Raw genomic sequence first — 24,492 nt, 5'->3', positions numbered from 1 at the left:
GCGCGCCTACCCCTCGTCGTCCGACTCGATCACCTTCGGCACGACGAAGGCGGTGCCGGCGCGCTGGGGTGCGTTGGCGACCGCGAGCTCGGGGTCGATCGGCGCGGCGGCGACGTCCGCGCGCAGCGGCGTGGGCACCGGAATCGGATGCGACGTGGGCTCGATGCCCGTCGTGTCGAGCGCCTGGAGGTCTTCCACGTAGTCGAGGATGCCGCCCAGGTCGCGCGCCATCGCGTCGCGCTCGCCCTCGCCGAGGTCGAGCCGGGCCAGGTGCGCGATGTGCTCGACCTCGCGGGGGGAGATGCGCGACATGGCCGCGAAGCCTATCAGAGGGGGTCGATTGCGGCCGCACCGGCTGCCGGATAGGCTGCGACGCCACATGACAGAGCTGACCGACCTCTTCGCGGATCTGCCGGAAGACATCCAGGCGGGAATCCGCGACCTGGGCTGGAGCGAACCCACGCCCGTCCAGGCGAAGACGCTTCCCCTGATGCGCGCCGAAGGCGACCTCATCGTGCAGGCGCGCACGGGCAGCGGCAAGACGGGTGCCTTCGGCATCCCGATCGTCGAGCGCGTCGACGTCGACCTCGCGGCGACGCAGGCGCTCATCATGCTGCCGACGCGCGAGCTCGCGAACCAGGTCGCCACCGAGGTGACGGCGATCGGCAAGCACCGCGGCGTGCGCGTGCTCCCCGTCTACGGCGGCGTCGGCTACGGCGCGCAGCTCGAGGGGCTCGAGCGCGGCGCGCACGTCGTCGTCGGCACGCCGGGCCGCGTGCTCGACCACCTGAACGCGGGCCGCATGAAGCTCGACCGCGTGCGCATGCTCGTGCTCGACGAGGCCGACGAGATGCTCTCGCTCGGCTTCTGGCCCGACATGCGCGAGGTGCGCAGCTTCCTCCCCGACGACCGCTGCTCCTATCTCTTCTCGGCGACGATGCCCGAGAAGGTGCGCTCGCTCGCGCGCTTCTTCCTGCACGACGAGCAGTTCGTCACGCTCTCCGAAGGGCAGATCGCGCCGCAGCAGATCGAGCACTACTTCTACGTGTGCGCGGCGAGCGAGAAGGAGAAGGTGCTCGCGCGCGTGCTCGAGTACGAGGACCCGGAGAGCGCGATCATCTTCTGCAACACGAAGGCCGACGTCCGCTACGTCACGAGCTTCCTGCAGCGCCGCGAGCTCGACGCGGACCAGATCTCGGGCGATCTCGCGCAGGCCGCGCGCGAGGCCGCGATGAAGCGCATCAAGCAGGGGAAGCTCAAGTACCTGGTCGCCACGGACGTCGCCGCGCGCGGCATCGACATCAGCGACCTCTCGCACGTCATCAGCTACGCGGCACCCGAGTCGCCCGACGTGTACGTGCACCGCACCGGCCGCACGGGCCGCGCCGGCAAGAGCGGCGTCGCGATCTCGCTCGTGAGCGGCTTCGACATCGGCAACTTCAAGTTCCTGCAGACGGTGACGGGCATCAAGATCACGGAGCGCAAGCCGCCGACCGAGCGCGCGATCGGCGAGCGCATCCGCGAGCGCCTGCAGGTCAAGATCGAGCAGGAGATGCGGCACATGTCGGCGACGCAGCGCGACCTGCACGTCGACCGCATGGTGCCCGTCGTCGAGAAGCTCGCCGCGACGCCCGACGGGCGGCGCGACCTCGCGGCCGTCGCCGCCGCCTACCTGCTCGACCACCGCCCGCAGACGAGCGTCGAGCCCGAGGGGCCGGTCGAGGAGGAGGCCGCGACGCCGGCCGATCCCGCGGCCGAGCGCGCGCCCGGCGATCGCGACGACGGTGGGCGCCCGGGCGGCGGCAAGCGCCGCCGCGGCGGGAGGCGAGGCCGCGGCGGACGCGGTGGCGGCGTCCACGGCTAGGGCCGCGCGGCCCACCGCCGGCCGGCTCGTCGTCGTCACCGGCCTCCCCGCATCGGGAAAGACGTCCGTCGCCCGCCGGCTCGCGAAGCGGCTCGGGCTCCCGGTCTTCGCGAAGGACGACGTCAAGGAGCAGCTCCACGACGCGCTCGTCGCCCCCGCGCTGGCGGATGCCGCACCGCGCGCCGACGCGGAGACGCGCGCCGACCGGCCGCGCGACGCACCGCTCGACACGGGCGACTCCGCCGGCGACCCGCGCGCTCTCTCCCGCGCGCTGTCGCGCGCGAGCAACGCGGTGCTCTTCGCCGTCGCGCGCGCGCAGCTGCGCGCGCGCCACTCGCTCGTGATCGAGTCGAACCTCGACCGCGAGCGCGACTCGGGCGCGCTCGCCGAGCTGTGCCGGACGACGGGCGCGGCCTGCGCGCAGGTCGTCTGCCACTGCCCGCCCGAGGTGCTCGTCGCGCGCTTCCGCGAGCGCATGGCGCGCGGCGCACGCCACGCGAGCCACGACGACGCGGCCTACCTGCGCGAGCTCGAGGCACTCGCCGCGCGCGGACCCGCCGCGCCGCTCGACCTCCCGGGCGCGTGCTTCGCGCACGACACCACGCGCTTCGACGAGGCCTCGCTCGACGCGCTCGCGCGGGCCGTCGCGGACGCGCTCGACGCCGCGCCGTCGCGCGCGCCCAGCGACTAGCGAGCGGAGCGGTCGACGCTCTCGACTAGCGAGCGGAGAGCTCGACGACCTCGCCGTCGAGCTCGACGCGGAGCGCGGCGTCGGCGCAGCGCGCCACCGCGAAGCCCGCGAGCGGCGCGCTCGCCTCGCCGTCCGTCAGGCGGGCGCGGAGCGCCGCGCGCTCGCCCTCGGTGCCGCCCGCCACCTCGAGCCCGTGCCCGCCCGGCGCGCGCGAGCGCGTCTCGCCGTCGACGTCGACGCGCGCGACGCCGCCCGACGCGTCCGCGAGGAGCAGGTGGAAGCAGCCCGCCGAGGGCCGCTCGAGACACCACGCGACGGCGCCGCGCAGATCGGCGAAGCGCTGGAGGCACTCCTGCACGAGCAGCCACGCCGGCGCCGCCCGAAGGCCGACGTGGCGCGGCGGCGCCGCCGGCGCCGCGACCGCGACGGCGAGGCCCTCCGCGTTCACGCCGACGACGCCGCCGGGCAGCCACGGCAGCACCACCTCGACCGACGCGAAGCCCACCTCGGGAACCGTGCGCCGCGCGACCCACGGCTGCGTCGCGTCGAGCGCGCGGCCCGCGCCGACGCCCGGGGCCGCGCACGCGGCGGCCGGCTGCGTGAGCGGGTGGCCCGGTGCGGCGTAGGCCGTCGCGACGACGTCCTCCATGAGCGCGTCGAGCGACGTGCGCGAGGCGCGCGCGATCCCGGTCGCGCACTCGACGGCGTGAGGGTAGTGCCGGAGCGTCTCGCGACCGACGCCGGCGCCGAGCACGGCGCCGCCGGCGAGACGGCGCAGCAGGGGCAGCCGGAAGCGCTGCGGGCGGAGACCCTGCGTCGCGCACCAGTCGCCGATCTCGCGCGCGAACGCGAGCCCCTGCTCGATGCCGAGGTCGCGCGGCGCGCCCTTGCACTCGATCCTGCGCATGGCGCTCCGGGTGGCACGCGGCGCGCGTCAGCGCGCGGGCGTCTCGCGGTGGATGAACAGGACCTCGTTCAGCGAGCCGCTGCGATAGCCCTCGAGGTCGAGCGAGACGTAGCGGAAGCCGAGCGGCTTGATGGCGGCCGCGATCGCGCGCGCCATCGCCGGGTCGAGCGCGCGCGGCAGCTCCGACGGCTCGATCTCGACGCGCGCGAGCTCGCCGTGATGGCGCAGCCGCACCTGCTCGAAGCCGAGCGCGCGCAGCCGCTGCTCGCCCTCCTCGACCTGCGCCAGCCGCTCCGCCGTGACCTCGGTGCCGTAGGGGAGCCGCGACGACAGGCACGCCGACGCGGGCAGGTCGGCCGTCGGGAGCCCGTCCTCGCGCGACAGCGCGCGGATCTCGGCCTTCGAGAGGGCGACGTCGAGGAAGGGCGACAGCACGCCGCGCTCGTCCGCCGCGCGGTGGCCCGGCCGGAAGTCGCCGCGGTCGTCGGTGTTGATGCCGTAGGCGACCGACGCGAAGCCCCGCGCGTCGCGGATCGCGCCGAGGCGCTCGAACAGCTCGCTCTTGCAGTGGTAGCAGCGGTCGGGTGCGTTGCGCCGATAGGCGTCGCTCTCCATCTCGCGCGTCTCGACGAACTCGTGCGGGATGCCGAACGCGCCCACGACCTGCTCGGCCATCTCGCGGTGCGCGCGCGGATACGACGGCGAGACCGCCGTCACCGCGAGCATGTCGTCGCCGAGCGCGCGGTGCGCGGCGAGCGCGAGGAAGCTCGAGTCGACGCCGCCCGAGAACGCGACGAGGGTGCGGCCGGCGTCGCGCAGCCGCTCGCCGAGCGCGACGCGCTTCGCGGCGAGGGCCGGATTCGTTCGCGTTTCCGAGGAGATGGAAGGCACGCGGCGAGGGTAACGGGGGCGCGGCGAGCGGGTCAACCGCGCCCGCTCGGGCCCGCGGCTATGCTGCGGCGGCTCGGCGTTCTCGCATCCATTCCATTTCGCTTCAGGCCGGTCCGCGTCGGTCCGACCGCGGGTCGTTCGATTCGTCGCTCGGGGGGGCACACATGGCGAAGCTGCGCGTCGGTCTGTTGTTCGGGGGGCCTTCGGTCGAGCACGAGGTGTCGATCGCGTCGGCCACCTCGATCCTCGGCGCGCTCGATCCGTCGCGCTACGACGTCCGGCTGATCGCCGTCGACAAGCAGGGCCGCTGGCACCTCGGCGAGGGCGACCACCCGCCCGCGCTGATCGCGTCGCGCGGGGACGAGGTGGCGCCGCCCGCGCTCCCCGGGCAGCGCGCGCTCGTGAAGCTCGGCGCGTCGGCGGGCGCCCCCTCCGCCGCCGAGATCGACGTGCTGTTCCCGATCATCCACGGCCGCCACGGCGAGGACGGCACGCTGCAGGGCATGCTCGAGCTCGCCGGCATCCCGTACGCCGGGTCGCGCGTGCTCGGCTCGGCCGTCCAGATGGACAAGGACGTCGCGAAGCGGCTGCTCGTCGCGGCGGGCCTTCCGGTCGTGCCGTGGGTGACGCTGCGCGATGGCGAGCTCGCACCCGCGCGGCGCACCGAGGCCTCGCAGCGCGCGGCGCGCGAGCTCGGCTATCCCGTGTTCGTGAAGCCCGCGAACTCCGGGTCCTCGGTCGGCACGTCGCGCGCCGCGAACGACGAGGAGCTCGCCGCCGCCGTCGCCGAGGCGGCGCGGTACGACACGAAGGTGCTCGTCGAGAAGGGCGTCGACGCGCGCGAGATCGAGGTCGCCGTGATCGGCAACGAGGAGCCGAAGGCGTCGGTTCCCGGCGAGATCGTGCAGGAGCACGCGTTCTACGACTACGAAGCGAAGTACGCCGACGACACGACCGAGCTCGTGATCCCGGCGAAGGTCGACGACGCACTCGCCGAGCGCATGCGCGCGATGGCGATCGCGGCCTACAAGACGCTCGAGGGCGAGGGCTTCGCGCGGGTCGACTTCCTGCTCGACCGCGGCACGGGCGCGCTCTACATCAACGAGCTGAACAGCCTGCCCGGCTTCACGGACGCGTCGATGTTCCCGCTGCTGTGGGAGGCGTCGGGGCTCGCGTATCCCGCGCTGCTCGATCGCCTGATCGAGCTCGCGCTCGAGCGCCACGCGACGCGCGCGAAGCTCGAGACGACGTACCGCCGCGGCTGAGCGCGCGGCGGCCGCGCCCCGCGCGCGCGTCAGTCGATCTTGTAGCCGAGCGCGCGGAGCTGGTTGAGCTCGAGCTCGCTCAGCTCCTCCGTCGCCTTGTCCCAGGCCGGCTTCGCCTGTCGATAGGCGTCGATGTCCGCGCGCAGACGCTCCGCGAGCTCCGGCTTCTCCGCCGCGATGTTCTCCTGCTCGTCGGGGTCGATCGAGTGGTCGTAGAGCTGGTCCTGGTTCGGGAACTTGAGCTTGTGATGCAGCCGGTACGGCGTCTCGACGACGGCGAAGTACGGGTTCTCCTCGTGCCGCACCTTTCCCCAGTGCCGATCGATGTGCGAGAAGACGGGGCGCGGCGCGAACGCGCTCGGCACCGGCTCGCCCTTCGCTTCCGCGAGGATGAGCGGCAGCGTCGACAGGCCCTGCGCGTCGGGCAGCGCGCCCTCGATGCCGAGCAGGTCGAAGATCGTCGGCCACACGTCGACGTTCGCGACCTGCGTCCCGACGACGACGCCGGGCTCGAGGTCGAACGGCGGAATCACGATCCACGGCGTGTGCTGCACCTCGTCGTACAGCCCCTTCGCGTGCCCCTCGAAGCCGTGCTCGAAGAACGCCTCGCCGTGGTCGGCGACGAGCACGACCAGCGTCTTCTCCGCGAGTCCGAGGTTGCGCAGCGCCGTCATCACGTAGCCGACGTTGATGTCGACCCAGTGGATGGCGTTGTCGTAGAGGTCGAGGAAGGTGGTTCCGAACAGATCCGAGGTGGAGTCGTACGCGTACTGGTGCGCGTCCATGTAGTGGAGGTACAGGAAGAAACGGCGGTCGTGATACTGCTGCAGGAACTCGACGGCGCTCTGCGTGACGTCCTGGTCGCTCCCCTGCAGCGGCTTCGACGACGGCGACCGGTTCTTGAAGCGATCGAGGCTGAAGTTCGGCAGCGGCTTCACGTAGCGGTCGAAGCCCTGACCGAAGCCGAAGTTGGCCGCGACCCAGCTGTTGCGGAAGATGCCGGCCGTGTAGAAGCCGTGCTCCGCGAGGATCTCGGCGGGAAGGCGCGCCTCGTCGGGGACCCCGTCCGGATACCGCAGGATGCCCGTGCGCTGCGGATACATCGCCGTCCACAGCGACGCCATCGACGCCTTCGTCCAGCTCGACTGCGCCTCGTTGCGCGCGAACCGGATGCCGCGCGCCGCGAGCGCATCGATGTTGGGCGAGGTCGCGCGCTCGTAGCCGTAGCAGCCGAGGTGGTCGGCGCGCAGCGTGTCGACCAGGATGAACAGGACGTTCAGATCGTCGCGCTCGCGGAGACGCGCGAGCTCGTCCACGCTGCCGACGCGCTTCGGCGGCACCTCGTAGCGGAACTGCGAGGCGACGAGCGCGACGACGAGCACCGCGGCCGCGCCGAAGTAGAGCCAGGGCGAATCGAGCAGCTTGCGCATGAAGGGCGCGTCCTCCGGGCGGGCCGCCCGCAGCGGCGCGCGCTCGACTCGTGCGGGCGACGGGACCGCACCCGTCGTGGGGGCGTACTCTACGGGAGCGCCGGCCCCCCGACACCCTGCTCCACTTCCGCACCGGAGCGCAGCGCGAGCTTCGCGCGGGCGAGCGCGCGGCGCGCCGCATCGTCGCGCGGCGCGCGCTCGACGGCGTCCTCGAGCTCGGGGATCGCCTCGTCGGCGCGCCCGAGCTCGACGAGCGCGAGGCCGCGGCGCACGCGCGCGTCGACCGCGTCGGGGTCGAGCGCGATCGCGGCTCCGTAGGCGGCGACCGCGTCCTCGTAGCGCCCGAGCTGCTCGTCGACGAGGCCGAGCATCTGCTGCGCGCGCGGCGTCGGCTCGACCTCGATGCTGCGCACGAGGTGCGTGCGCGCGCGTTCGAAGTCGCCGGCGGCCGCGAGCGCGCGCCCGACCTCGGTGCGCTTCGCGGCGCCGTCGCGGCCGATCCACGCGAAGCGATCGAGCGCCGCCTCGGCCCGCGCGACGTCGCCGCGCGCGAGCGCGCGGTAGAAGCCGAACTCGCTCTCGACGAACGCGAACGCGGCGATCGCGATGCTCGCGGCGCCCGCGAGCGCGACGGCCGGGCGCGCCCACGAGGCCGCGCGCTCGCCCACCGCGCCCGGCGCGGCCGCGCCCTCGGCGGCCGGCGCGGACCGCAGCAGCACGCGCGCGATCGCGCCGTCGCGCAGCTTCCAGATCGCGCCGTCCAGGATGAAGTGGTGGAGGTTCACGCACGAGGCGACGAGCAGCGCGAGGCCGGAGTCGTAGCTGACGCCGCCGAGGAGCGCGGGGGCGAAGACGAGCCCCGGGAGCGTCCAGACCGCGAAGCCCGCGAGCGCCGACTTCCCGAGGAAGGCGGCGCGGCCGCGGCCGCCGCGGGCCGTCGCGTAGTAGGTCGTGATCCACAGGTACTGGACCGAGTGCGCGGCGGCGACCCACACGAAGCCGTAGGCCGAGAACGGGTTGCCGGGCCCGGGCGACGTCTCGACGACGCCGCCGAGCCGCAGGAGCACGGGCACGGAGAACCACATCGCCTGCGTGAGCACGACGAGCGCGCCCGGCACGAGCGCGGCGAGCGAGCCGGCGCGCACGAGCGCGACCGCCGTCGCGACGAGGAGGCCGAGGTAGGCGACCGCGACCGCCGCGAGCAGCGGGTCGACGACGGCGGTCGGGATGCCGAGCGGCAGCATCCGGTAGAGCGCGCCCGCGTAGTCGATGGGCGCGTAGCTCGCGGCCGGGCGCGCGCCGTGGATGGCCAGGAACGTGAGCAGATAGGAGGCGACGAACGACGCGTAGATCAGCCGCTTCGTCACCGGCGCGACGGCGATGCCGCGCCGCGCGAGCATCATCAGCGCGACGCCGTAGTTCTGGCCCGTGTAGTGCCACGGGCTCCACGTCAGGTAGACGGTGAGCAGGAGCGAGCCGACGAGCGGCGAGTGGGAGCCGACGGCGAGCGCGAGCACCAGGGCCAGCGTCGCGTGCACGGCGAAGAGCCGGTACTTCGCGCGGTCGTCGGCCGACTCGTAGACGCGCACGAGCGTCGCGCCGTAGTGGGGCACCGCGAAGAGCAGGATGAGGAGCCCGCCCGGCACGAAGCGCACGAGGTCGCCGCCGACCGCCACCTGCACTGCGACGGCCAGCAGGTAGCCGATGCCGCAGCCGAGCAGGGCATCCGGAACGGCGCCGAAGAGCCAGCCGTCCGCGCGCCCGCGCGAGCCCGAACGTGTGAGTGTGGCAGCGGTCATCGGAGAGCGGCTTCGGCCAGCGGTGGAGGTGATGCGAGCGCCAAAAAGAAGGGCGGCCACCCGAAGGTGGCCGCCCGAGGATGCCGCAGATGCAGCGCCAGGTCCGAAGACCCTCTAGCGCTTCATCCGCTTGCGGCCGACGACCAGGAGGCCCGCCACGGCCGAACCGAGCAGGAGCATGGTGCCCGGCTCGGGGACGTAGCGCAGCACCTGCACCGCGAGACCCGGGATCGGCGGGTTGTTGGTGAGGTCGGACACGTTGATGTGAACCGGCGAGATCAGGGCGACCTGGTTGACACCCGCCGTCCCCGTGGCCGGGGTCGTGGGCGAGAACGAGGTCGTACCGGCGACCGTCACCACCGTCACACCATTCTCACCGCTCGGCGTCGGCACCGAGTCCTCGTGCGTCGTCACCTGGAGGGTGAAGCCGATGCCCGTCTGACCCGCGCGCGGACCGCTCGTGATCGAGATGATGTTCGTGGCGATGTTCGTGATCTGGACCGAGCCCGTGCCCCACTGCGCACCCTCGACGATGATCGTCGCCGGGATGGCGCCGATGAACGACGTGGCGGTGCCGCCGGCGCCGACGGCGCTGAGCGGAACGGGGGCGTTGAGGAAGCCCAGGATCTCGACGACCGACTGACCCTTGAGCGGGGCCGTGCCGCCGAAGCAGCCCGCCGCGCAGAAGGTGTTCCCCTGGAACGAGCCGCGCGTGCCACCCTGCGTGAAGGTGCCCGTGCCGTTCTGGACCGTCAGGAACAGGTCGGTGATGTTCGGCGTGCCGGTGAAGAAGTTCGCACCGGGGCTGAACTGGAACGACTGGAAGAGATTGGGCTGACCCATTCCCATACCAGCCTCTGCGATGACCTCGGAACCCGCGCCGCCCGTGAGCACCGCGCGGCCGGTGGCCTGCGCGTTGCCCTGGAGGGGCTTACCGGCGAGACCGCCGATGCGGATGTCGAGGAAGCTGCCGGCCGGGTCGAACACGTTCGCAGACGCGCTCCCCGCGACCAGCAGGGCCGTAGCAACTAATGCAACTAATCTCATGGTCTCAGCTTCCCTCTGGTTGACGATGCCGCCCCGCCTGCCACCGGTGTCGAGCCGATCGGCTCGATCCGCGCCGGCACGCGGGACGATCGACGGCGGTAGGTGCAAGCCCGGTGCCAGGGGGGCACCCCCCGCACGAGGCCCCCAAGTCACTGATATCGAACGATTTTCCATATCTCCCCCCACCCTGCGTGGCCGCTCCGACCGCAGCTCGGGAGAAAACTTTTCCACTCGACGGAATCCGGATTCCCCCGAGCGTCGATCGGGCCGCCGCCCCGCCGAGGATCCCGGCGAGATTTCTTCACTTTCCGCGCGCGCCGGGACACCCACGCCCACCGGAGCGAGAGCTCCGCGAACGTTTGGTGGGGCACGGGGTTCGCATTACGATCCCGGCCCCCTCGAATGGGATCGAGAGAGGTTCGGTCGCCGCGACGCGCGCGACGAGGGCAGCGAGCCCCCGCGCACCCCCCGCCCGCGACCTCGTCCATCCGGAGGCTCCCGAAGCTATGTCCCGAGGCCGCACCCCCCGTCGCGTCGGCATCTCCCACCTCCTCGCCGGCCTCGCGCTCGCGACGAGCCTCGCCTGCGGAGGCGATCTCGAGTCGCGGCTCGCCGAGATCCGCACTCTCCAGGAGGCGGGGAAGTTCGAGGAGTCGATCGAGCCGCTGCGCGGCCTCGTGACGACGAACGCCTCGAACCCCGAGGTCAACTTCCGGCTCGGTCTCGCGCTCGTGCAGACGGGCCGGCGCAGCCTCGCCATCTGGCCGCTCAACAAGGCCGCCGAGGCCGAGCAGTACGCGCTGCCCGCCGGCATCCTGCTCGCGACGACGCTGCTCGGCACCGAGGACTACGCCGAAGCCGTGCGCGCGGCCGACCGCGTGCTCGCGATCGACCCCGACAACAAGCCCGCGCTCTACAGCCGCGCGCAGGGCAACCTCTCGTCGGCGAAGCCGGAGGACGCGCTCGTCGACGCCGACCACCTGCTCGAGCTCGACGCGAAGGACCTCCGCGCCATCTCGCTCAAGACGGGAGCGCTGATCGACCTCGAGCGCTTCGACGACGCCGAGCAGCTGCAGATCGCGCTGCGCGACATGGCGCAGGAGCAGAGCGACCCGTCGCTCGCCGCCGGCTCGTGCGCGGCACTCGTGTTCTTCTACGCGAAGACGGAGCGCGACGACGAAGCGCTCGCCGTGCAGCGCGACTGCCTCGAGCGCTTCCCGAGCAACCCCGAGGTGCGCTCGCACGCTTCGGAGTTCTTCGTCGCGACCGGTCGCATCGACGACGCCGCGGCGCTGTGGCGCGCGGCCGTCGAGGAGACGCCCGAGGACCCGTCGCTGCGCGTGCGGCTCTCGGACCTGCTCCTGATGAAGGGCGACGTCGCGGGCGCGACCGCGGTGATGACCGAGATGGTCGAGCTCTTCGACACGGCCGACGCGTGGCGCGCCATGAGCAACTTCCGCCGCGGCACGGGCGAGCACGCGCTCGCGCGGCAGGCGCTCGAGCAGGCGATGGAGCGCATGCCGAACGCGTCGGAGGCGATGCGCTTCGAGCTCGCCGACCTGCTCGTGGCCGAGGGCGACCTCGACCGCGCGCGCGAGATCGCGAGCGAGCTCTCCGAGCCCGCCTACGCCCAGCTCTTGAACGGCAGCATCGCGCTCTCGGAGGGCAAGCCGAAGGAGGCGCTCGCGCTGTTCGAGCAGGGCATGCGGCGCTGGCCCAACAACGCGGGCGCGCGCTACCTCGCCGGCCTCGCCGCCGAGCAGCTCGGCGACGAGACGCGCGCGCGCGCCGAGTTCCGCGAGGCCGTGCGCAACGACGAGAAGCGCAGCGACGCCGCGCTGCGACTCGCGCAGATCCACTACGCGAACGCCGAGTACCCGGCCGCGCTCGACTTCGCGAACCGCCAGATCCAGTCGCGGCCCTTCGGCGGCCCCGAGGCCCACGTGATCTCCGCGCGCTCGGCGATCGCCGAGGGCAAGCTCGACGCGGCGCAGAAGACGCTCGAGGACCTGCAGCGCCGACCGGGCCAGGCGGTCGTCGCGCGCATCGAGCTCGCGAACCTCGCCGCGCACCGGGACGGCCCGGCGGCCGCCATCGCGCAGCTCGAGGCGGCGCGCCGCGACTCGCGCGAGGCCGCCGCGAGCCCGGAGCTCCTGCGCGCCCTCGTCGGGGACCTGATCGACGCGGGCCGCTCGGGCGACGCGCTCGCACTCGTCCGGCGCGAGATCGCCGCCGGCGAGACGGCCGCGCTCCGCGACCTCGAGGGCCGCGTGCTGCTCCGCGAGCGACGCGTCGCCGACGCGAAGGCCGCCTTCGAGGCCGCCGCCGCGCTCGACCCGGAGCTCGCGAGCGCGCACGAGGGGCTCGGCAGCGTCGCGCTCGCGTCGGGAAGCTATGCGGAGGCGCGCGCCGCGTTCGATCGCGCGGCCGAGCTCGACCCGCACGACGGCGAGCTGCTCTACCGCGGCGCGCAGGCGACGCTCGCGCTCGGCGACCGCGAGGACGCGATCGCACGGCTGCGCAAGGCGGTCGAGGTGTCGCCCGCGAACGCGGGCGCGTGCAACGACCTCGCGTTCCTGCTCGCGGAGAGCGGCGGCGACCTCGACCTCGCGCTCGAGCTCGCCGGGCGAGCGGCGCGCGTCGCGCCGGGGCCCGTCACGAGCGACACGCTCGGCTGGGTGCACCTCAAGCGCGGCGAGGCGAACACCGCGGTCACGGTCTTCCAGCGCGCCATCGAGCAGCACGGCGAGTCGCCGTCGCGCCTCTACCACCTCGGGCTCGCGCTCGCGCAGCAGGGGTCGACGACCGACGCCATCGCGACGCTGCGCCGCGCGGTCGCGAAGGACGGCTTCGCCGACGCGGCCGCCGCGACCGCCGAGATCTCGCGCCTCGAGAAGCTGCTGTAGCGCGCGCGTCGTGATGCGGATGCGAGCGATGCGCACCGCCGCGGCGGCCGCCTGCCTGGCGGGCGCGCTCGCGGCCTCCGCCGGCTGCGGGAGCGGCAGCGACCGCGCCGCCGCGCACGTCGCGCAGGCGGAGGAGCACCTCGCCGCGGGCCGCCTCGACGAGGCGCTGATCGACCTGAACAGCGCGCTCAAGCTCGCGCCCGACGACGCGAACGTGTGCGAGCGCATCGGCGCACTCCTCGTCCTGAAGGGCGACCTCGCCGACGCGCGCTTCTACTTCGGCGAGGCGTGGCGCATCGATCCCACGCGCTACGAGGCCGCGATCGGGCTCGCTTCGCTGCAGCTCGACGAGGATCGCGACGAAGCGCGCGCCCTCGTCGCCGACGTCGTCGACCGCGCGCCCGGGAGCGCGTGGGGGCCGATCGGTCAGTCCGAGCTCGCGCTCGCCGACGTCGAGCCGTTCGCCGCGATCGAGCACGCCGAGCGCGCCGTCGAGCTCGAGCCGTCGCTGCCGCAGGCGCACTGGCAGCTCGCGCGCGCGAAGACGGCGCTGATCCGCGACTTCGTGATCAACGGCGAGACGCCGCCCGACTCCGTCTTCGAGGACGCGCTCGCGCAGCTCGCTCGCTATGCGGAGCTCGACCCCGACCGGGCGTGGCGCGCGCTCGCGGAGCGCGCGCGGATCGCGAGCGCGTGGCCGGGCCACGCGGACGACGGCGAGGCCGCGCTGCGCGAAGCGAGCGAGAGGCTGCGCGCGCTCGATCTCCCGCGCGAGGAGTTCGAGATCCTCGAACGCGCGCAGGAGCTCGGCGAGCGCGATCACCGGCCCGCGCTCTCGGAGTGGGCGCTCGAGCGCAAGATCGAGCTCGTCCCCGACCGCTACGAGAGCTGGGAGGAGCTGGCCGCCCTGTACGCGGCCACCGACCGCCGCCCGGCGCTCGTCTACGAGCGGCTGATCGCGCGCTTCCCCGACGAGACGGAGCCCTACGTGCGGATGGCGCAGTTCGTGCGGCGCAAGCGCGGCATGCGCAAGTCGATCCCGTACCTCGAGAGCAAGCTCGAGAGCGGCCTCGACGACGCCACGCTGCTCGCCGAGATCGCGCGCCATCAGAGCATGCTGGGCCGGCACAAGGCGTCGCTCGAGACGATCGCGAAGCTGCAGGCGCGCTTCCCGGACTCGCCCGAGACGGCCGTCATGACGGCGTGGGGCTGGCTGCGCTCGCGACGGCCCGAGCTCGCACTCCAGGTGCTCGCCGAGCTGCCCGGCGCCGACGAGAACCTGCAGGCGCAGCGCGTGCTCGCCGACGCCCACGCGATGGCGGGCGACGCGAGCGGCGCGCGCGCGGCGCTCGAGCGCATCGTCGCGCTCTCGAAGGAGCCCGACCTCCTCACGCTGCGCAAGCTCGCGCGCGCGCTCCACGACGACCACGCCTACGCGAAGGCGCGACAGCTCTTCGAGCGCGTGCAGCGCCGCGCCGCGCTCGCGCCGCTCGAGCGCGCGCTCTATGCGCGCTGCCTCTACGAGACGGCGGCCCCGGCCGTCGGGCGGCGCATCCTCGAGAACGTGGTCGACCTCCCGGACCCGCCGCAGACCGCGGTGCTCGAGCTGTTCGCGCGCGAGGGCCGCGCGCCCGCGCAACGCGAGCGGCTGCGCGGCGGCTTCGCGCGCGCGCTCGCCGACGCCCCGAACTCGCCCGAGCTGCTCGAGGCCCTCGTCGCGTTCGAGAGCGCCGCCGGGACGCCCGAGCGCGCGCTGGCGCCGGTCGCGCGCTCGGTCGCATTCGCGCGCGAGCACGGCAACCCGCTCGGCCCCGTGCTGCTCCTGCAGGCGCGCATCGAGGCCGCGAAGGGCGACATCGAGGGAGCGCGCGCGACCGTCGTCGAGGTGCTCGACGTCGAGCCGAAGCTCGCGGGCGCGCTCGAGCTCGCCGTGCAGCTCCACCCGACGAAGGAGGACGCGTCGCGCGCGATCACGGAGATGACGAAGGACACGCCGTCGCTCGAGCTCCCGGCCTCGCGGCAGGGGCTGATGGGCCGCCTCTACTACCGCGTCGGGAACGAAGCGATGGCGCGCTACTCGTACGAGCAGGCGCTCTCGGGCGGCGTCGACCTGCCCATCCTCAAGAACGACCTCGCGTTCCTGCTCGCGAAGGCGCACAGCGACCTCGACCGCGCGCTGCTGCTCGCGCGACAGGCGTCCGAGGCGCTCCCCGAAGAGGCGGGTGTCGTCGACACGCTGGGCTTCGTGCTGCTGCGCAAGGACGACGCGGAGAAGGCCGCCGACCAGTTCCGGCGCGCGCTCGCGATCGCGGAGCGGCGCGGCCAGCCGCGCGCCGAGATCCACTACCACCTCGGCCTCGCGCTCTCGAAGCTCGAGCGCATGACGGAGGCCGAGCAGGCCTTCGCCGCGGCGCTCGACCTCGGCGAGGACTTCCCCGACGCCGCGGCCGCGCGCAAGGAGCTGGCGGCGCTGCGCGGCCAGATCTAGCTAGCGCGGGGCGCGGTCGTCGGGAGCGGCGTCGCTGCCGCTTCCGCGATCTCCTTCGTCGTCGCCATCACTACCGCCGCGGCGCGCGCGCGCCGCTTCGATCCGCGCCTCGCGCTCGAGCGCCGCGACCTCCGCGCGGATCGCGTCCACGTAGGGGCCGGGCCGCTCGAGCGCCGCCCGAAGCGACGCGAGTGCCGCGTCGCGCTCGCCGAGGATCCACTGCGCCTGGCCGATGACGCGCAGGTCGGACTGCGCGCGCGCGCCGCGCGCGCGCGCGCGTTCGATCTGCCCGCGCGCGAGCTCGGCGACGAGCGCGTCGAAGCGCGCGTCGCCGCGCAGCGCGCGATAGGCGGGGTCGGCGAGCAGCGCGTCGAGGCGGTCGTAGCCGCGCGCCATCGCGGCGCGCACGCCGTCGACGGCGGCCCCGGCGTCGCCCGCGAGCGCCGCGCGGCGCGCGCCGCGCAGCAGCGCGACCTCGCCGCGCGGATAGCGCGCCTCGCTCGCCGCGACGAGGAGCTCCGGCTCGGCCCACAGCCGCGCGCGCGCGAACGCGAGCGATGCGAACGCGACGACGACCGCGGCCGCGACCCACGCGGACGCGCGCCGCGCGGCGAGACCGCTGCGCGTCGCGAGCACGCCCGCCGCGAGCAGGACGCCGGGGAGCAGGAAGTACGCATAGCGATCGGCGATCGCGTGCGGCAGCGCGATCGCGCCGCAGACGGGCGCGAACGACACGGCGGCGAACGTCCAGCCGAGCAGCTCGTTCGAGCGAGCGCGCGCGCTCGCGGCGACGCGCCAGCCCGCGAGGGCGACGACGGCGAGCCCGCCGAGCCAGCGCGGATCGAGCGCGCTCGTCGCCGGATCGGGGTCGTGGAAGACCGCGAGCCCGGTGCCCGTCGCGACCATCCGCGCATAGCTCGCGACGGACGCGAACGCGCTGCGGACCCGCACGAGTGCGTCGCTCGGGCCGTGTGCGGCGCTACCCGCCGTCGCGAAGTAGGCGGCGAGCTCGGCCGCGGCGAACGCCGCGAACACCACACTCCAGGCGACGAGCCAGCGGGCGGCCGGGTCGCGCGCGAGTGCGGCGAGCCCGCGCGCGCCGTCCTCGGGAGCGGCCCGTGCGCCCCGCGCGCGCTCGAGCACGAGCGCGAGCGCGGCGACCGGCAGCGCGACGGCGGCGGTCGGCTTCGCGAGCAGCGCGAGCGCGAAGCACGCGAGCGCGAGCACGGGGCGCGCGCGGTGCGCGAGCAGCGCGGCCAGCGCCAGCGCGAGCGCCGACGTCGTCTTGACCTGCGAGATCCACGCCACGGCCTCCACGTTCGCCGGGTGCACGAGGAAGACGGCGCCGAGCGCGACGGCCGCGCGGCTCGCGACCCCCGAGCGCCGCAGCCACTGCACGAGCAGCAGCGAGGCGACGACGTGCATCGCGACGTTGAGCGCGTGGTGGCCGACGACGTCGGCGCCGAACGCCTGCCAGGCGAGCGCGTGCAGCGAGAGGTGCACGGGCGCGTAGTTCTCGACGATCCCGACGACGGGGCCGACGGGCGACCAGATCGCGCGCGCGTTCGCGAGGCTCGGCGTCTGCACGTACGCGTTCGCCTGCACGTAGTGGAGATCGTCGGAGAAGAACGGCGCGTGCAGCGCGGGCGCGTAGACGGCGAACGCGAGCGCCGCGAAGGCGAGCGCGACCGCGGCGCCGGCGCCGGCGCGCCGATCAGCGCGCGTCGTCGGCGTGCGCTTCGCCATCCCGACGCCCTGCCTCGCGATCGCGCTCGCCTTCGCCGCGGCCGTCGCCTTCGCCGCCTTCGTCCCCTTCGTCGAGATAGCCGAGCCCCTCGAGCGCGCGGCGCGTCGCGTCGTCGACGGCGCGCGAGCGAGCGACGTCCGCCGGCGCGAGCGCGGGCGCCGGTGCGAGCGTCGCGAGCAGCGCGTCGAGGCGCGCGAGCAGCGCGTCGCGCAGGCCGACCTCCGCGTCGGCGCGGTTCGCGTCCTCGCCCTCGGGAGACGCGAGGTCGTAGAGCGCGTGCCGCCCGCGCCCGTTCCACATGAGCTTGTCGCGGCCGACGACGAGCGCACGCCAGTCGCCCTTCGCGAACAGGAACGGGAGCGGGTAGAGCTCCGCCAGCGCCGCGTCGTCCGCGCGCGCGAGCGGGCCGCCCCCGCCCGCGAGCGGCGCGAGACCGAGCTCGCGCACGAGCATCGGCGCCACGTCGTTGATCTGCGCGATCGCATCGGAGGTCGAGCCCGCGCCGCGCGCGCCCGGCCGCTTCACGAGCAGCGGGATGCGGATCTCCTCCTCCCACAGGTAGCGGCCGTGCCCGAGCTTCCCGTGCTCGCCGAGCACGTCGCCGTGATCGGCCGTGACGACGATCCACGCGCCGTCGTAGAGGCCGCGCTCGCGGAGCGCGTCGAGGAGCCGGCCGAGGTGCTCGTCGGCGAAGGCGATCTCCGCGTCGTAGAGCGCGTTCGCCTGCGCGAGCGTCATCGGCTCGCCCGGGCCCGGCAGCGCGCCGCCGCCCGCGACGTCGGCCGCGAACCGGTCGCGCGCACTCGCCGGCGGGTCGTACGGGCTGTGCGCATCGTAGTAGTTGAGGAAGAGCAGGAAGGGCTCGTCCGCGTGCTCGCCGAGCCATGCGAGCGCGGCGTCCGTCAACGCGTCCGCGCGCCTTCCGTTCTCGTGGTCGATGCCGTCGTCGTCCCAGTGCGCGAAGCCGCGATCGAGCCCGAAGACGCGCTTCATCCACGGCCCGGCGACGAAGCCGCCCGTCGCGTAGCCCGCTTCGGCGAAGCGCTCGGCGAGCGTCGGGAGGCGCGGGTCGAGGCCGCGCGCGCGATAGCGCTTCGCGCCCGCGTGGTCGATCGCGTCCCCGAGCACGAGCGGGCCGTCCGCGTCGTAGCGCGCGCCGTGCGTGTACGTGTAGGCGCCGGTGAAGAGCGAGGCGTGCGCGGGGAGCGTCCAGCTCGACGTCGAGTAGGCGCGCGCGTGCCGCACCGCATCGCGCGCGAGCTCGTCGAGCCGCGGGCTCGTCGCGCGCTCGTAGCCGTAGCACCCGAGACGGTCCGCGCGCGTCGTGTCGAGGGTGACGAGCACGACGGGCGGCCGCGCGGGGTCGACGCGCGCCGCGGGCGCGCGATCGCCGCAGCCCGCGAGCAGGGCGAGCGACGCCGCGACCCCGGCGATGGCGGAGGCCGGCGCGACCGCGCGGCGGCGCGCAGCGGAGCGAACGCGTGCGAGCGAGGTGCGGTGCGGGCGGCGCGAAGCGGCAAACCGCGGCGACGGCGACGACGCGCACCGCGTCGCGGGCCTCGAGGTCGTCGCGCGCATCGTCGTCCGGCGCATGCTCGACAGGCTTCCCCCGGAGTTCGTGCGCGGCCGCGCGAGCGCGCGACGATAGCGCACAGCGGCATGCGGCCGGCGTCGTGTAGCCTGCGCCGTCGCCGCGCGCTCCGCGCAGCGGGCGCAGTCGGCGCGCGGCGCGCGCGCGGTCGCATGCGGCGTGCGGGGAGCGCGGTGTCGACGAACGCGGAGCGCGCGGATCCGCGCGGCCGACGAGCCAGGAGCGCGATGCAGAACGGGGCCGCGAGCGGCGCGTCGGGGGCGGCCGGCACGGCGCGGGAGCCGGAGGGCGCGCGCGGCGAGGGCGCGCGCGCCGTGCTCGTCGCGTGGCTCGCGCTCTCGGCGCTGCTCGTCGCGCTCTTCGCGCGCGGCGCGGGCGCGCCCGGCATGTACTACGACGAGGCCTGGCTCGCGCGCCAGGCGCAGCTGTTCGTCGATCCCGCGCGCGACGCCGCGATGCCGCCCGGCACGCAGTCCGTCGATCTGCTCGGCCGGCGCTTCCCGCTGTTCGCGCTCCCCTACCTCGGGGCGCTCAAGAGCCAGCTCGAGATCGCGCCGCTCGCACTCTTCGGATCGCGCGTCGGGACGGTGCGCGGCGCGACGCTCGCCACCGCGCTCGCCGCGCTGCTCGCGACGATGCTCGCGACGCGGCGCGCGTTCGGACGCGACGCGGCCATCGCCGCCGGCGCGCTCGTCGCCCTCGACCCGAGCGTCTTCTTCCACGCGCAGTGGGAATGGGGGCCGTTCACGACCGGGTGGCTGTGCCGCGCCGCGGGCGCGGCGCTGCTGCTGCGCTCGGCCCAGGACGGCGGGCGCGCAGCCGCCGTCGGCGGCGGCCTCGCGCTCGGCCTCTCGGTCTACAACCGCGCCGACTCGGTGCTCGTCCTGCTCGCCGTCGCCGCCGGCATCGCCGCCTTCCGCGGGCGCGACGCGGCGCGCCTCGTGCGCGAGCGCCGCGCGGATGCGACGGCCGCGCTCGGCGCCGCGGCGCTCGGCGCGCTGCCGATGATCGCGAACGCGCCGCGCGTCCTCGGCACGTTCGGCGAGCTGCGCGAGCGCGGCGACCTCGCCGAGCGCATCCGCACCTTCGCGACGACGCTCGACGGCTCGTACGTGCACCGACTGATGGAGCAGGGCGGCCGCTTCGACGCGCTCGCGGCGGCGGACGCGCCGTCGACACTGCTCGGCGTCGCGGTCGCGCTCGCGACGGCCGCCGCGCTCGTCGCCGCGCTCGTCGCCGCGCTGCGCGCGCGCGGGATCGACGGAGCCCGTCGCGCCACCGACGAAGATCGGCTCGGTGCGGACGGCGAACGACGCGCGACGGCCGACCGCGGCGCGCTCGCGCTCGCGTGCCTCGCCCTCGCCGCCGCGATGCTCGCGCTGCGCGGCGCGACGCGCGCGCACCACATGCTGAACCTCGCGCCGCTCGTGCACGTGCTGGTCGCGAGCGCGCTCGTCGCGGCCGCGCGCCGCGGCCGCGGGCACGCCGCGCTCGCCGCGCTCGCCCTCGCCGCCGTGCTCGCGAGCGACACGCGCTCGATCGCCGCGACGCGCGAGCTCGTCGCGCGCACGGGCGGTCGCGGCTGGTGGAGCGACGCGCTCGCCGAGCTCGGCCGCGAGCTCGACGCCGAGCCCGGCGCGAGCGCGACGAGTCTCGACTGGGGCTTCCACCTTCCGCTCGCGTTCGCGGCCCGCCCGCGCGCGCAGGGCGGCCCCGCGCTCGACGAGCCCATCTGGGAGATCGAGCCGCGCGTGCGCGCGACGGGCGTCTGGGCGACCGAGGGCGACGGCGCGCGCCGCTACGTCGTGCACGACGCCGCGTGGGACCGCTTCGGATTCGGCCCCCACCTGCTCGCCGCCGCGCGCGCGCTCGGCGACCGCGCCGCGATCCGCGCGTACCGCGACCGCGAGGGCGAGGTCGCGTTCTACACGGTCCGCTTCGCGGGCCCGCACCGTCTCTCGCTCGAGCGCGGACGCGGCTTCCGCGTCGAGGCGCTGTCGGGGTCGCTCGCGGAGGCGCGGGAGGCTCGTTAGTTCGCCCCGCTCGCGGCGGCCCGCGCGGCGGGCGCGAGCGGGATGCGCTCGCCGCCCAGCACGGCGCGCTCGGGCACGTCGACCCCTCCGGCGTCCACGCCGTCCACGCGCACGCGCACCGGGCCCTCCGCGCGCGCGGCCGCTCCGGGCGACGGAGCGTCCGCCGGCGGCGACCCGGTCGCGTAGGGGACGCGCAGCCGAGCGACGCCGTCGGCGCCGGCCGCGGTCGCCGAGCGCCACGCGAAGCGGCGCCCCGTCGGCGTCGCGACGTCGACCGCGACCTCGACGCGCGACGACGGCGGCGCGGCCACCTCGAGCACCGCGCCCTCGACGACCTCGAAGAGCTTGTACGGAACGGCGTCGGGTGCGGCGCGTCCTCCGAACATGTCCTGGAGGCCGACGCCCCCCTTCGGCCCCTCCGCGACCAGCCGGAAGTGTGCGAGCGCGGGCGCGTCGCCGCGCGGCGCGCCGTCGTCGGTGTGGAGCCGCTCCGACATCCCGCCGCGCCGCAGCCCGCGGCTCGCGACGACATAACGAGCGCGGAGCTCGCGCGCGAGCGCGACGGCGCGCGCCTCGTCGGACGTCGCGAGCAGCTCGAAGGCGCGGTTCCAGTTCGCCGGCCCGATGTACTCCCAGAACGGGTCGGTCGGCGTCGCGCGCCGCGCGACCCACTGCAGGGCGTGGCCGAGGTTCGCGTGCGCGACGATGCCGTACTCCGGCGCGCCGTCGGCGCGCGCGAAGCCGCTCGTCTCCGGCGTCGCCGCGCGCACCGCGGATGCGAACTGCGTCACGGCCCACGCCGCGTTGCGCGGCGGCGAAGCGGGCTCGGACCGCGCGTGCGCGAGCGCGCGGCGCGCCCACGGCAGGTAGAGCGCGCCGATCGCCGGCGCGTAGAGCGCGAGGCCTGCGAGCGCGACGGCGGCGCCCGCGGCGAGGCGCGCGCGCGGCGCCCGCTGTCCCGCGCGTTCGAGCGCGCTCGCGAGCGCGCGCGCGAGGTGCGCGCCGCCGAGCGCGAAGCCGACCGATGCGGCGGCCGCGAGATCGTTGCCGTAGCGGCGCTGCGCGATCGCGAGCGCGGCGAAGACGGCGGACCAGCCCGCGAGCATCCACGTCGCGGCGCGGCGCTCGGGCGGTGCGCCGCGGCGCGCGTGCAGGACGAACGCGAACGGGAGGAGCGGGAGGAGGAGGGCATAGCCGGCCCAGACGAGGAGCGGACCGCTCGCCGCGGACGCGCCCGCGCGGCCGATCGCGCCGCCGCCGCCGCCGAAGAGCGGGAACTGCTCGGCCGTCCGCGAGCCGGCCGCGTCGGTCATCGTCAGGAAGCGGAACGCGGGCTCGAGGCCCGCGCGCACGGCGGGAGCGAGCGCGAGCAGCGCCGCGAAGACGAGCGCCCCGAGCGCGAGCGCACCCGCGCGCGCGACGGGCGACGCGTCGGGCGCGCGGCGCGCGTGGAGCCAGCCGGCCGCGGCCGTCGCGAGCACGGCGGCGATCGCGAGCAGGTGCAGCCGCGAGAGCGCGATCGACGAGTACGGGCCGCCGAGCGGCTCGGGGAGCGCGGCGACGATCGGCGCCACGAGCACGAGCGTCGCGAGCGCGCTCGCGGCGTGCGCCGCGAAGAGCGCGCGCCGCCGCCCGAGCACGCCGGCGAGCAGCACCGACGCCTCCGCGAACGCGAGATAGAGCAGGCTCCCGTGCCACGTGAGGAGCAGCGCGGCGCGCGCCACGCCGAGCGCCAGCGCCGAGCGTACGGCGAGCGCGCGATCGCGCTCGAGCCCGGGACGCGCGAGGCGCACGCACGCGAGCAGCACGCAGGCGCCGACGGCGGCGACCGCGACGTGGTGGTCGGGGTTCGCGAAGCGCCCGTAGAGCACGCTGATCGGGAGCAGCGCGTAGAACGCGACGGCCGCGGTCGCGACCGCGCGCGACGCGACCTCGCGCGCGAGCAGCCAGACGGGGATCGCTCCGAGCGCGCCGACCGCCGGGGGCCACCACGCGAGCACGAGCGCGAAGCCCGCGTCGTCGCGCGCCACGATGCGCGCGATCGTGCCCGCGAGCACGTCGGGCAGCGGCGACCACGGCACCGGCGCGCCGTCCGGGTAGTTCACGTAGGGGTCGAACGCGAGCACCGACGGCCAGCCGACGAACGTCCAGTACGCGCGCCGCACGTGGTACATCGCGTCGGCGGGTGCGAACGCGACGACGCCGCGGTGGAGGAAGTCGGCGAAGGGGAGGGCGCGCACCAGGAAGGCGAGCAGCGTCGCACCGGCGAGCGCGAGCGCGCTCGCGGCGCGCGACGTCGAGGCCAAGGGCGGCTCCTCCGGTCCGCGAGTCGCGGTCGACGCGGCAGCGTAGCGTCGCGGCTATGCTCGCGCGTCACGCACACATGACGCCGAGCCCGCTCCGCCATCGCCCTCCGTCCTCGTCCCGCGCGCGCCGCACCGCGAGGGCCTTCGCGCTCGTCGCGTCGCTCGCGCTCGCGGCGGCCCTGCCGGGCTGCGGGCGCGGCGCGCGCGCGCCGCTGCTGCTGCTCGTCACGGTCGACACGCTGCGCGCCGACCACCTCGGCGCCTACGGAAGCGATCTCGGCGCCACGCCCCGCATCGACGCGCTCGCGTCGCAGAGCGTCGCCTTCGACGCCGCGTTCGCGCCGGCCTCGTACACCCTGCCGTCGATGGCCTCGCTGCACACGGGGCTGTATCCCGAGGAGGTCGGCATCTTCGCCAACCGCAGCGCCTTCCGCGGGAGCTCGGTCACGGTGGCCGAGATGCTGCGCATCGCGGGCTGGCGCACGGGCGCGGCGGTGAGCAACTACGTGCTGCGCGGCGGCACGGGGATGGAGATCGGCTTCGACGTCTACGACGACGCGTTCACGACGAGCGAGCGCAACCGCGACCAGCCCGAGCGCACGGCCGAAGCCACGACCGCGGCCGCGCTCGCCGTGCTCGACGCGCTGCGCGCGTCGCCGCACGCGGGCCTCTTCCTGTGGGTGCACTACCAGGACGTGCACGGGCCGTACGAGCCGCCGGCCGGGCTCCGCGAGCGCTACCTCGCGCGCGCGCGCGCGACGCGGAACGGGAGCCGCACGCTGCCGACCGGCGGCATCAACGCGATGGGCGCGATTCCGAGCTACCAGGTCGTCGACGGGCGCGACGACGCCGCGTTCTACCTCGCGGGCTACGCGGGCGAGGTCGCCTTCGTCGACGCGCAGATCGGGGCGCTGCTCGACGGCGTCGACGCGCGCGGGCTGCTCGACGACGCGCGCGTCGTCTTCACGGCCGACCACGGCGAGAGCCTCGGCGAGGACGACTACTGGTTCGCGCACGGCGAGCTCCTGAGCGACGCGCTCGTGCGCGTGCCGCTGCTCGTGCGCGCGCCGGGCCTCGCGCCGGGGCGGCGCGCGGACGTTGCGTCGATGGTCGACCTGCTGCCGACGCTCGCGGGCCTCGCGGGCCTTCCGCTCCCCGCGCGCAGCGCGGGGCGCGACCTGCTCGCAGCCGGCGCGGACCGCGCCCCCGCGCGCGCCTACCTCGCGACGCTGATGGGCGCGTCGACGCAGCGCTGGGGCTGGGTCGAGGACGGACACGTGCTCGTGCGCACCGACCTCGGCGGCGGGCGCGTGCGCGACGAGCTGCGCTCGCTCGACCGCGGCGCGGGCGGAGCGGCCGCGAGCGCGGGCGGCGACGACGCGCTCCGGCGCCGCATGGGCGACGAGCTCGCGCGCTTCCGCGAGGAGCTCGACGTCGCGGACGCCGCGTGGCAGGAGCTCGGGCCGCAGGATCGCGCCATGCTCGAGCGGCTCGGCTACGCGCACTGACGCCGGCCTGGACTCCCTC

General features: G+C 75.3%; 16 protein-coding genes. 7 read left to right on the top strand and 9 right to left on the bottom strand.

Annotation, left to right across the window (positions count from 1 at the left end):
• Positions 1-6: 6 nt before the first annotated feature.
• A complete protein-coding gene (gatC, locus tag R3E88_01150; GenBank protein MEZ4215060.1) occupies positions 7-312 on the bottom strand; it encodes an Asp-tRNA(Asn)/Glu-tRNA(Gln) amidotransferase subunit GatC in 306 nt (101 codons plus the stop codon).
• A gap of 67 nt (positions 313-379) precedes the next feature.
• Between gatC and R3E88_01145 the strand changes: the two genes are divergently transcribed.
• Both R3E88_01145 and R3E88_01140 read left to right on the top strand, forming a co-directional pair.
• The gene (locus tag R3E88_01145) at positions 380-1,864 is read left to right on the top strand and encodes a DEAD/DEAH box helicase (GenBank protein ID MEZ4215059.1); all 1,485 of its coding nucleotides are present in this window, start codon (positions 380-382) and stop codon (positions 1,862-1,864) included.
• Complete coding sequence (locus tag R3E88_01140; protein MEZ4215058.1) at positions 1,845-2,555, top strand: AAA family ATPase; 711 nt, start codon at positions 1,845-1,847, stop codon at positions 2,553-2,555. Before R3E88_01145 ends, R3E88_01140 begins: the two co-directional genes overlap by 20 nt.
• Positions 2,556-2,580: 25 nt before the next feature.
• Here R3E88_01140 and R3E88_01135 read toward each other — a convergent pair whose 3' ends face one another.
• Together R3E88_01135 and larE are read right to left on the bottom strand one after the other, a co-directional pair.
• Positions 2,581-3,462 (bottom strand): hypothetical protein, encoded by an 882-nt coding sequence (locus R3E88_01135; protein ID MEZ4215057.1) that lies wholly within the window; start codon positions 3,460-3,462, stop codon positions 2,581-2,583.
• 27 nt (positions 3,463-3,489) lie between these two features.
• On the bottom strand, positions 3,490-4,353 hold the full coding sequence (gene larE / locus R3E88_01130) for an ATP-dependent sacrificial sulfur transferase LarE (GenBank protein MEZ4215056.1): 864 nt from the start codon (positions 4,351-4,353) through the stop codon (positions 3,490-3,492).
• 164 nt (positions 4,354-4,517) lie between these two features.
• Between larE and R3E88_01125 the strand changes: the two genes are divergently transcribed.
• The gene (locus tag R3E88_01125; GenBank protein ID MEZ4215055.1) at positions 4,518-5,618 is read left to right on the top strand and encodes a D-alanine--D-alanine ligase family protein; all 1,101 of its coding nucleotides are present in this window, start codon (positions 4,518-4,520) and stop codon (positions 5,616-5,618) included.
• Positions 5,619-5,647: 29 nt separating this feature from the next.
• Here R3E88_01125 and R3E88_01120 read toward each other — a convergent pair whose 3' ends face one another.
• The 3 genes from R3E88_01120 to R3E88_01110 form a co-directional block, all read right to left on the bottom strand.
• On the bottom strand, positions 5,648-7,048 hold the full coding sequence (locus R3E88_01120; GenBank protein ID MEZ4215054.1) for a sulfatase: 1,401 nt from the start codon (positions 7,046-7,048) through the stop codon (positions 5,648-5,650).
• Positions 7,049-7,137: 89 nt separating this feature from the next.
• The gene (locus R3E88_01115; GenBank protein MEZ4215053.1) at positions 7,138-8,847 is read right to left on the bottom strand and encodes a tetratricopeptide repeat protein; all 1,710 of its coding nucleotides are present in this window, start codon (positions 8,845-8,847) and stop codon (positions 7,138-7,140) included.
• 114 nt (positions 8,848-8,961) lie between these two features.
• Positions 8,962-9,834, bottom strand: coding sequence for a PEP-CTERM sorting domain-containing protein (locus R3E88_01110; GenBank protein ID MEZ4215052.1), 873 nt, complete (start codon positions 9,832-9,834; stop codon positions 8,962-8,964).
• A gap of 566 nt (positions 9,835-10,400) precedes the next feature.
• Here R3E88_01110 and R3E88_01105 point away from each other — a divergent pair.
• Complete coding sequence (locus R3E88_01105) at positions 10,401-12,800, top strand: tetratricopeptide repeat protein (protein MEZ4215051.1); 2,400 nt, start codon at positions 10,401-10,403, stop codon at positions 12,798-12,800.
• 28 nt (positions 12,801-12,828) lie between these two features.
• Positions 12,829-15,288, top strand: a complete 2,460-nt coding sequence (locus tag R3E88_01100; protein MEZ4215050.1) for a hypothetical protein — start codon at positions 12,829-12,831, stop codon at positions 15,286-15,288.
• Here the strand turns inward: R3E88_01100 and R3E88_01095 are convergent, their stop codons facing one another.
• The gene (locus R3E88_01095) at positions 15,289-17,034 is read right to left on the bottom strand and encodes a hypothetical protein (protein ID MEZ4215049.1); all 1,746 of its coding nucleotides are present in this window, start codon (positions 17,032-17,034) and stop codon (positions 15,289-15,291) included. It abuts the gene before it with no gap.
• Positions 17,003-18,379, bottom strand: coding sequence for a sulfatase (locus R3E88_01090; protein ID MEZ4215048.1), 1,377 nt, complete (start codon positions 18,377-18,379; stop codon positions 17,003-17,005). Before R3E88_01090 ends, R3E88_01095 begins: the two co-directional genes overlap by 32 nt.
• 474 nt (positions 18,380-18,853) lie before the next feature.
• Here R3E88_01090 and R3E88_01085 point away from each other — a divergent pair, with 474 nt between their 5' ends.
• Positions 18,854-20,659, top strand: coding sequence for a hypothetical protein (locus R3E88_01085; GenBank protein MEZ4215047.1), 1,806 nt, complete (start codon positions 18,854-18,856; stop codon positions 20,657-20,659).
• On the opposite strand, the gene R3E88_01080 is transcribed toward R3E88_01085, so the two are convergent.
• A complete protein-coding gene (locus R3E88_01080) occupies positions 20,656-22,965 on the bottom strand; it encodes a hypothetical protein (protein ID MEZ4215046.1) in 2,310 nt (769 codons plus the stop codon). The genes R3E88_01085 and R3E88_01080 overlap by 4 nt on opposite strands.
• 77 nt (positions 22,966-23,042) lie before the next feature.
• On the opposite strand from R3E88_01080, the gene R3E88_01075 reads away from it, so the two are divergent.
• The gene (locus R3E88_01075; GenBank protein MEZ4215045.1) at positions 23,043-24,473 is read left to right on the top strand and encodes a sulfatase; all 1,431 of its coding nucleotides are present in this window, start codon (positions 23,043-23,045) and stop codon (positions 24,471-24,473) included.
• Positions 24,474-24,492 lie beyond the last annotated feature (19 nt).

This window comes from Myxococcota bacterium (genome assembly GCA_041389495.1).
Classification (GTDB): Bacteria; Myxococcota_A; UBA9160; order UBA9160; family UBA4427; genus JAWKRT01.
This window is presented reverse-complemented; position numbering and strand designations above follow the sequence as displayed.

What these genes read in the sequence shown, in the direction of transcription:
- gatC (MEZ4215060.1), bottom strand. Translation starts at nt 312, where the DNA reads ATGTCGCGCATCTCCCCCCGCGAGGTCGAGCACATCGCGCACCTGGCC.
- R3E88_01145 (MEZ4215059.1), top strand. Translation starts at nt 380, where the DNA reads ATGACAGAGCTGACCGACCTCTTCGCGGATCTGCCGGAAGACATCCAG.
- R3E88_01135 (MEZ4215057.1), bottom strand. Translation starts at nt 3,462, where the DNA reads ATGCGCAGGATCGAGTGCAAGGGCGCGCCGCGCGACCTCGGCATCGAG.
- R3E88_01125 (MEZ4215055.1), top strand. Translation starts at nt 4,518, where the DNA reads ATGGCGAAGCTGCGCGTCGGTCTGTTGTTCGGGGGGCCTTCGGTCGAG.
- R3E88_01120 (MEZ4215054.1), bottom strand. Translation starts at nt 7,048, where the DNA reads ATGCGCAAGCTGCTCGATTCGCCCTGGCTCTACTTCGGCGCGGCCGCG.
- R3E88_01115 (MEZ4215053.1), bottom strand. Translation starts at nt 8,847, where the DNA reads ATGACCGCTGCCACACTCACACGTTCGGGCTCGCGCGGGCGCGCGGAC.
- R3E88_01105 (MEZ4215051.1), top strand. Translation starts at nt 10,401, where the DNA reads ATGTCCCGAGGCCGCACCCCCCGTCGCGTCGGCATCTCCCACCTCCTC.
- R3E88_01100 (MEZ4215050.1), top strand. Translation starts at nt 12,829, where the DNA reads ATGCGCACCGCCGCGGCGGCCGCCTGCCTGGCGGGCGCGCTCGCGGCC.
- R3E88_01095 (MEZ4215049.1), bottom strand. Translation starts at nt 17,034, where the DNA reads ATGGCGAAGCGCACGCCGACGACGCGCGCTGATCGGCGCGCCGGCGCC.
- R3E88_01085 (MEZ4215047.1), top strand. Translation starts at nt 18,854, where the DNA reads ATGCAGAACGGGGCCGCGAGCGGCGCGTCGGGGGCGGCCGGCACGGCG.
- R3E88_01075 (MEZ4215045.1), top strand. Translation starts at nt 23,043, where the DNA reads ATGACGCCGAGCCCGCTCCGCCATCGCCCTCCGTCCTCGTCCCGCGCG.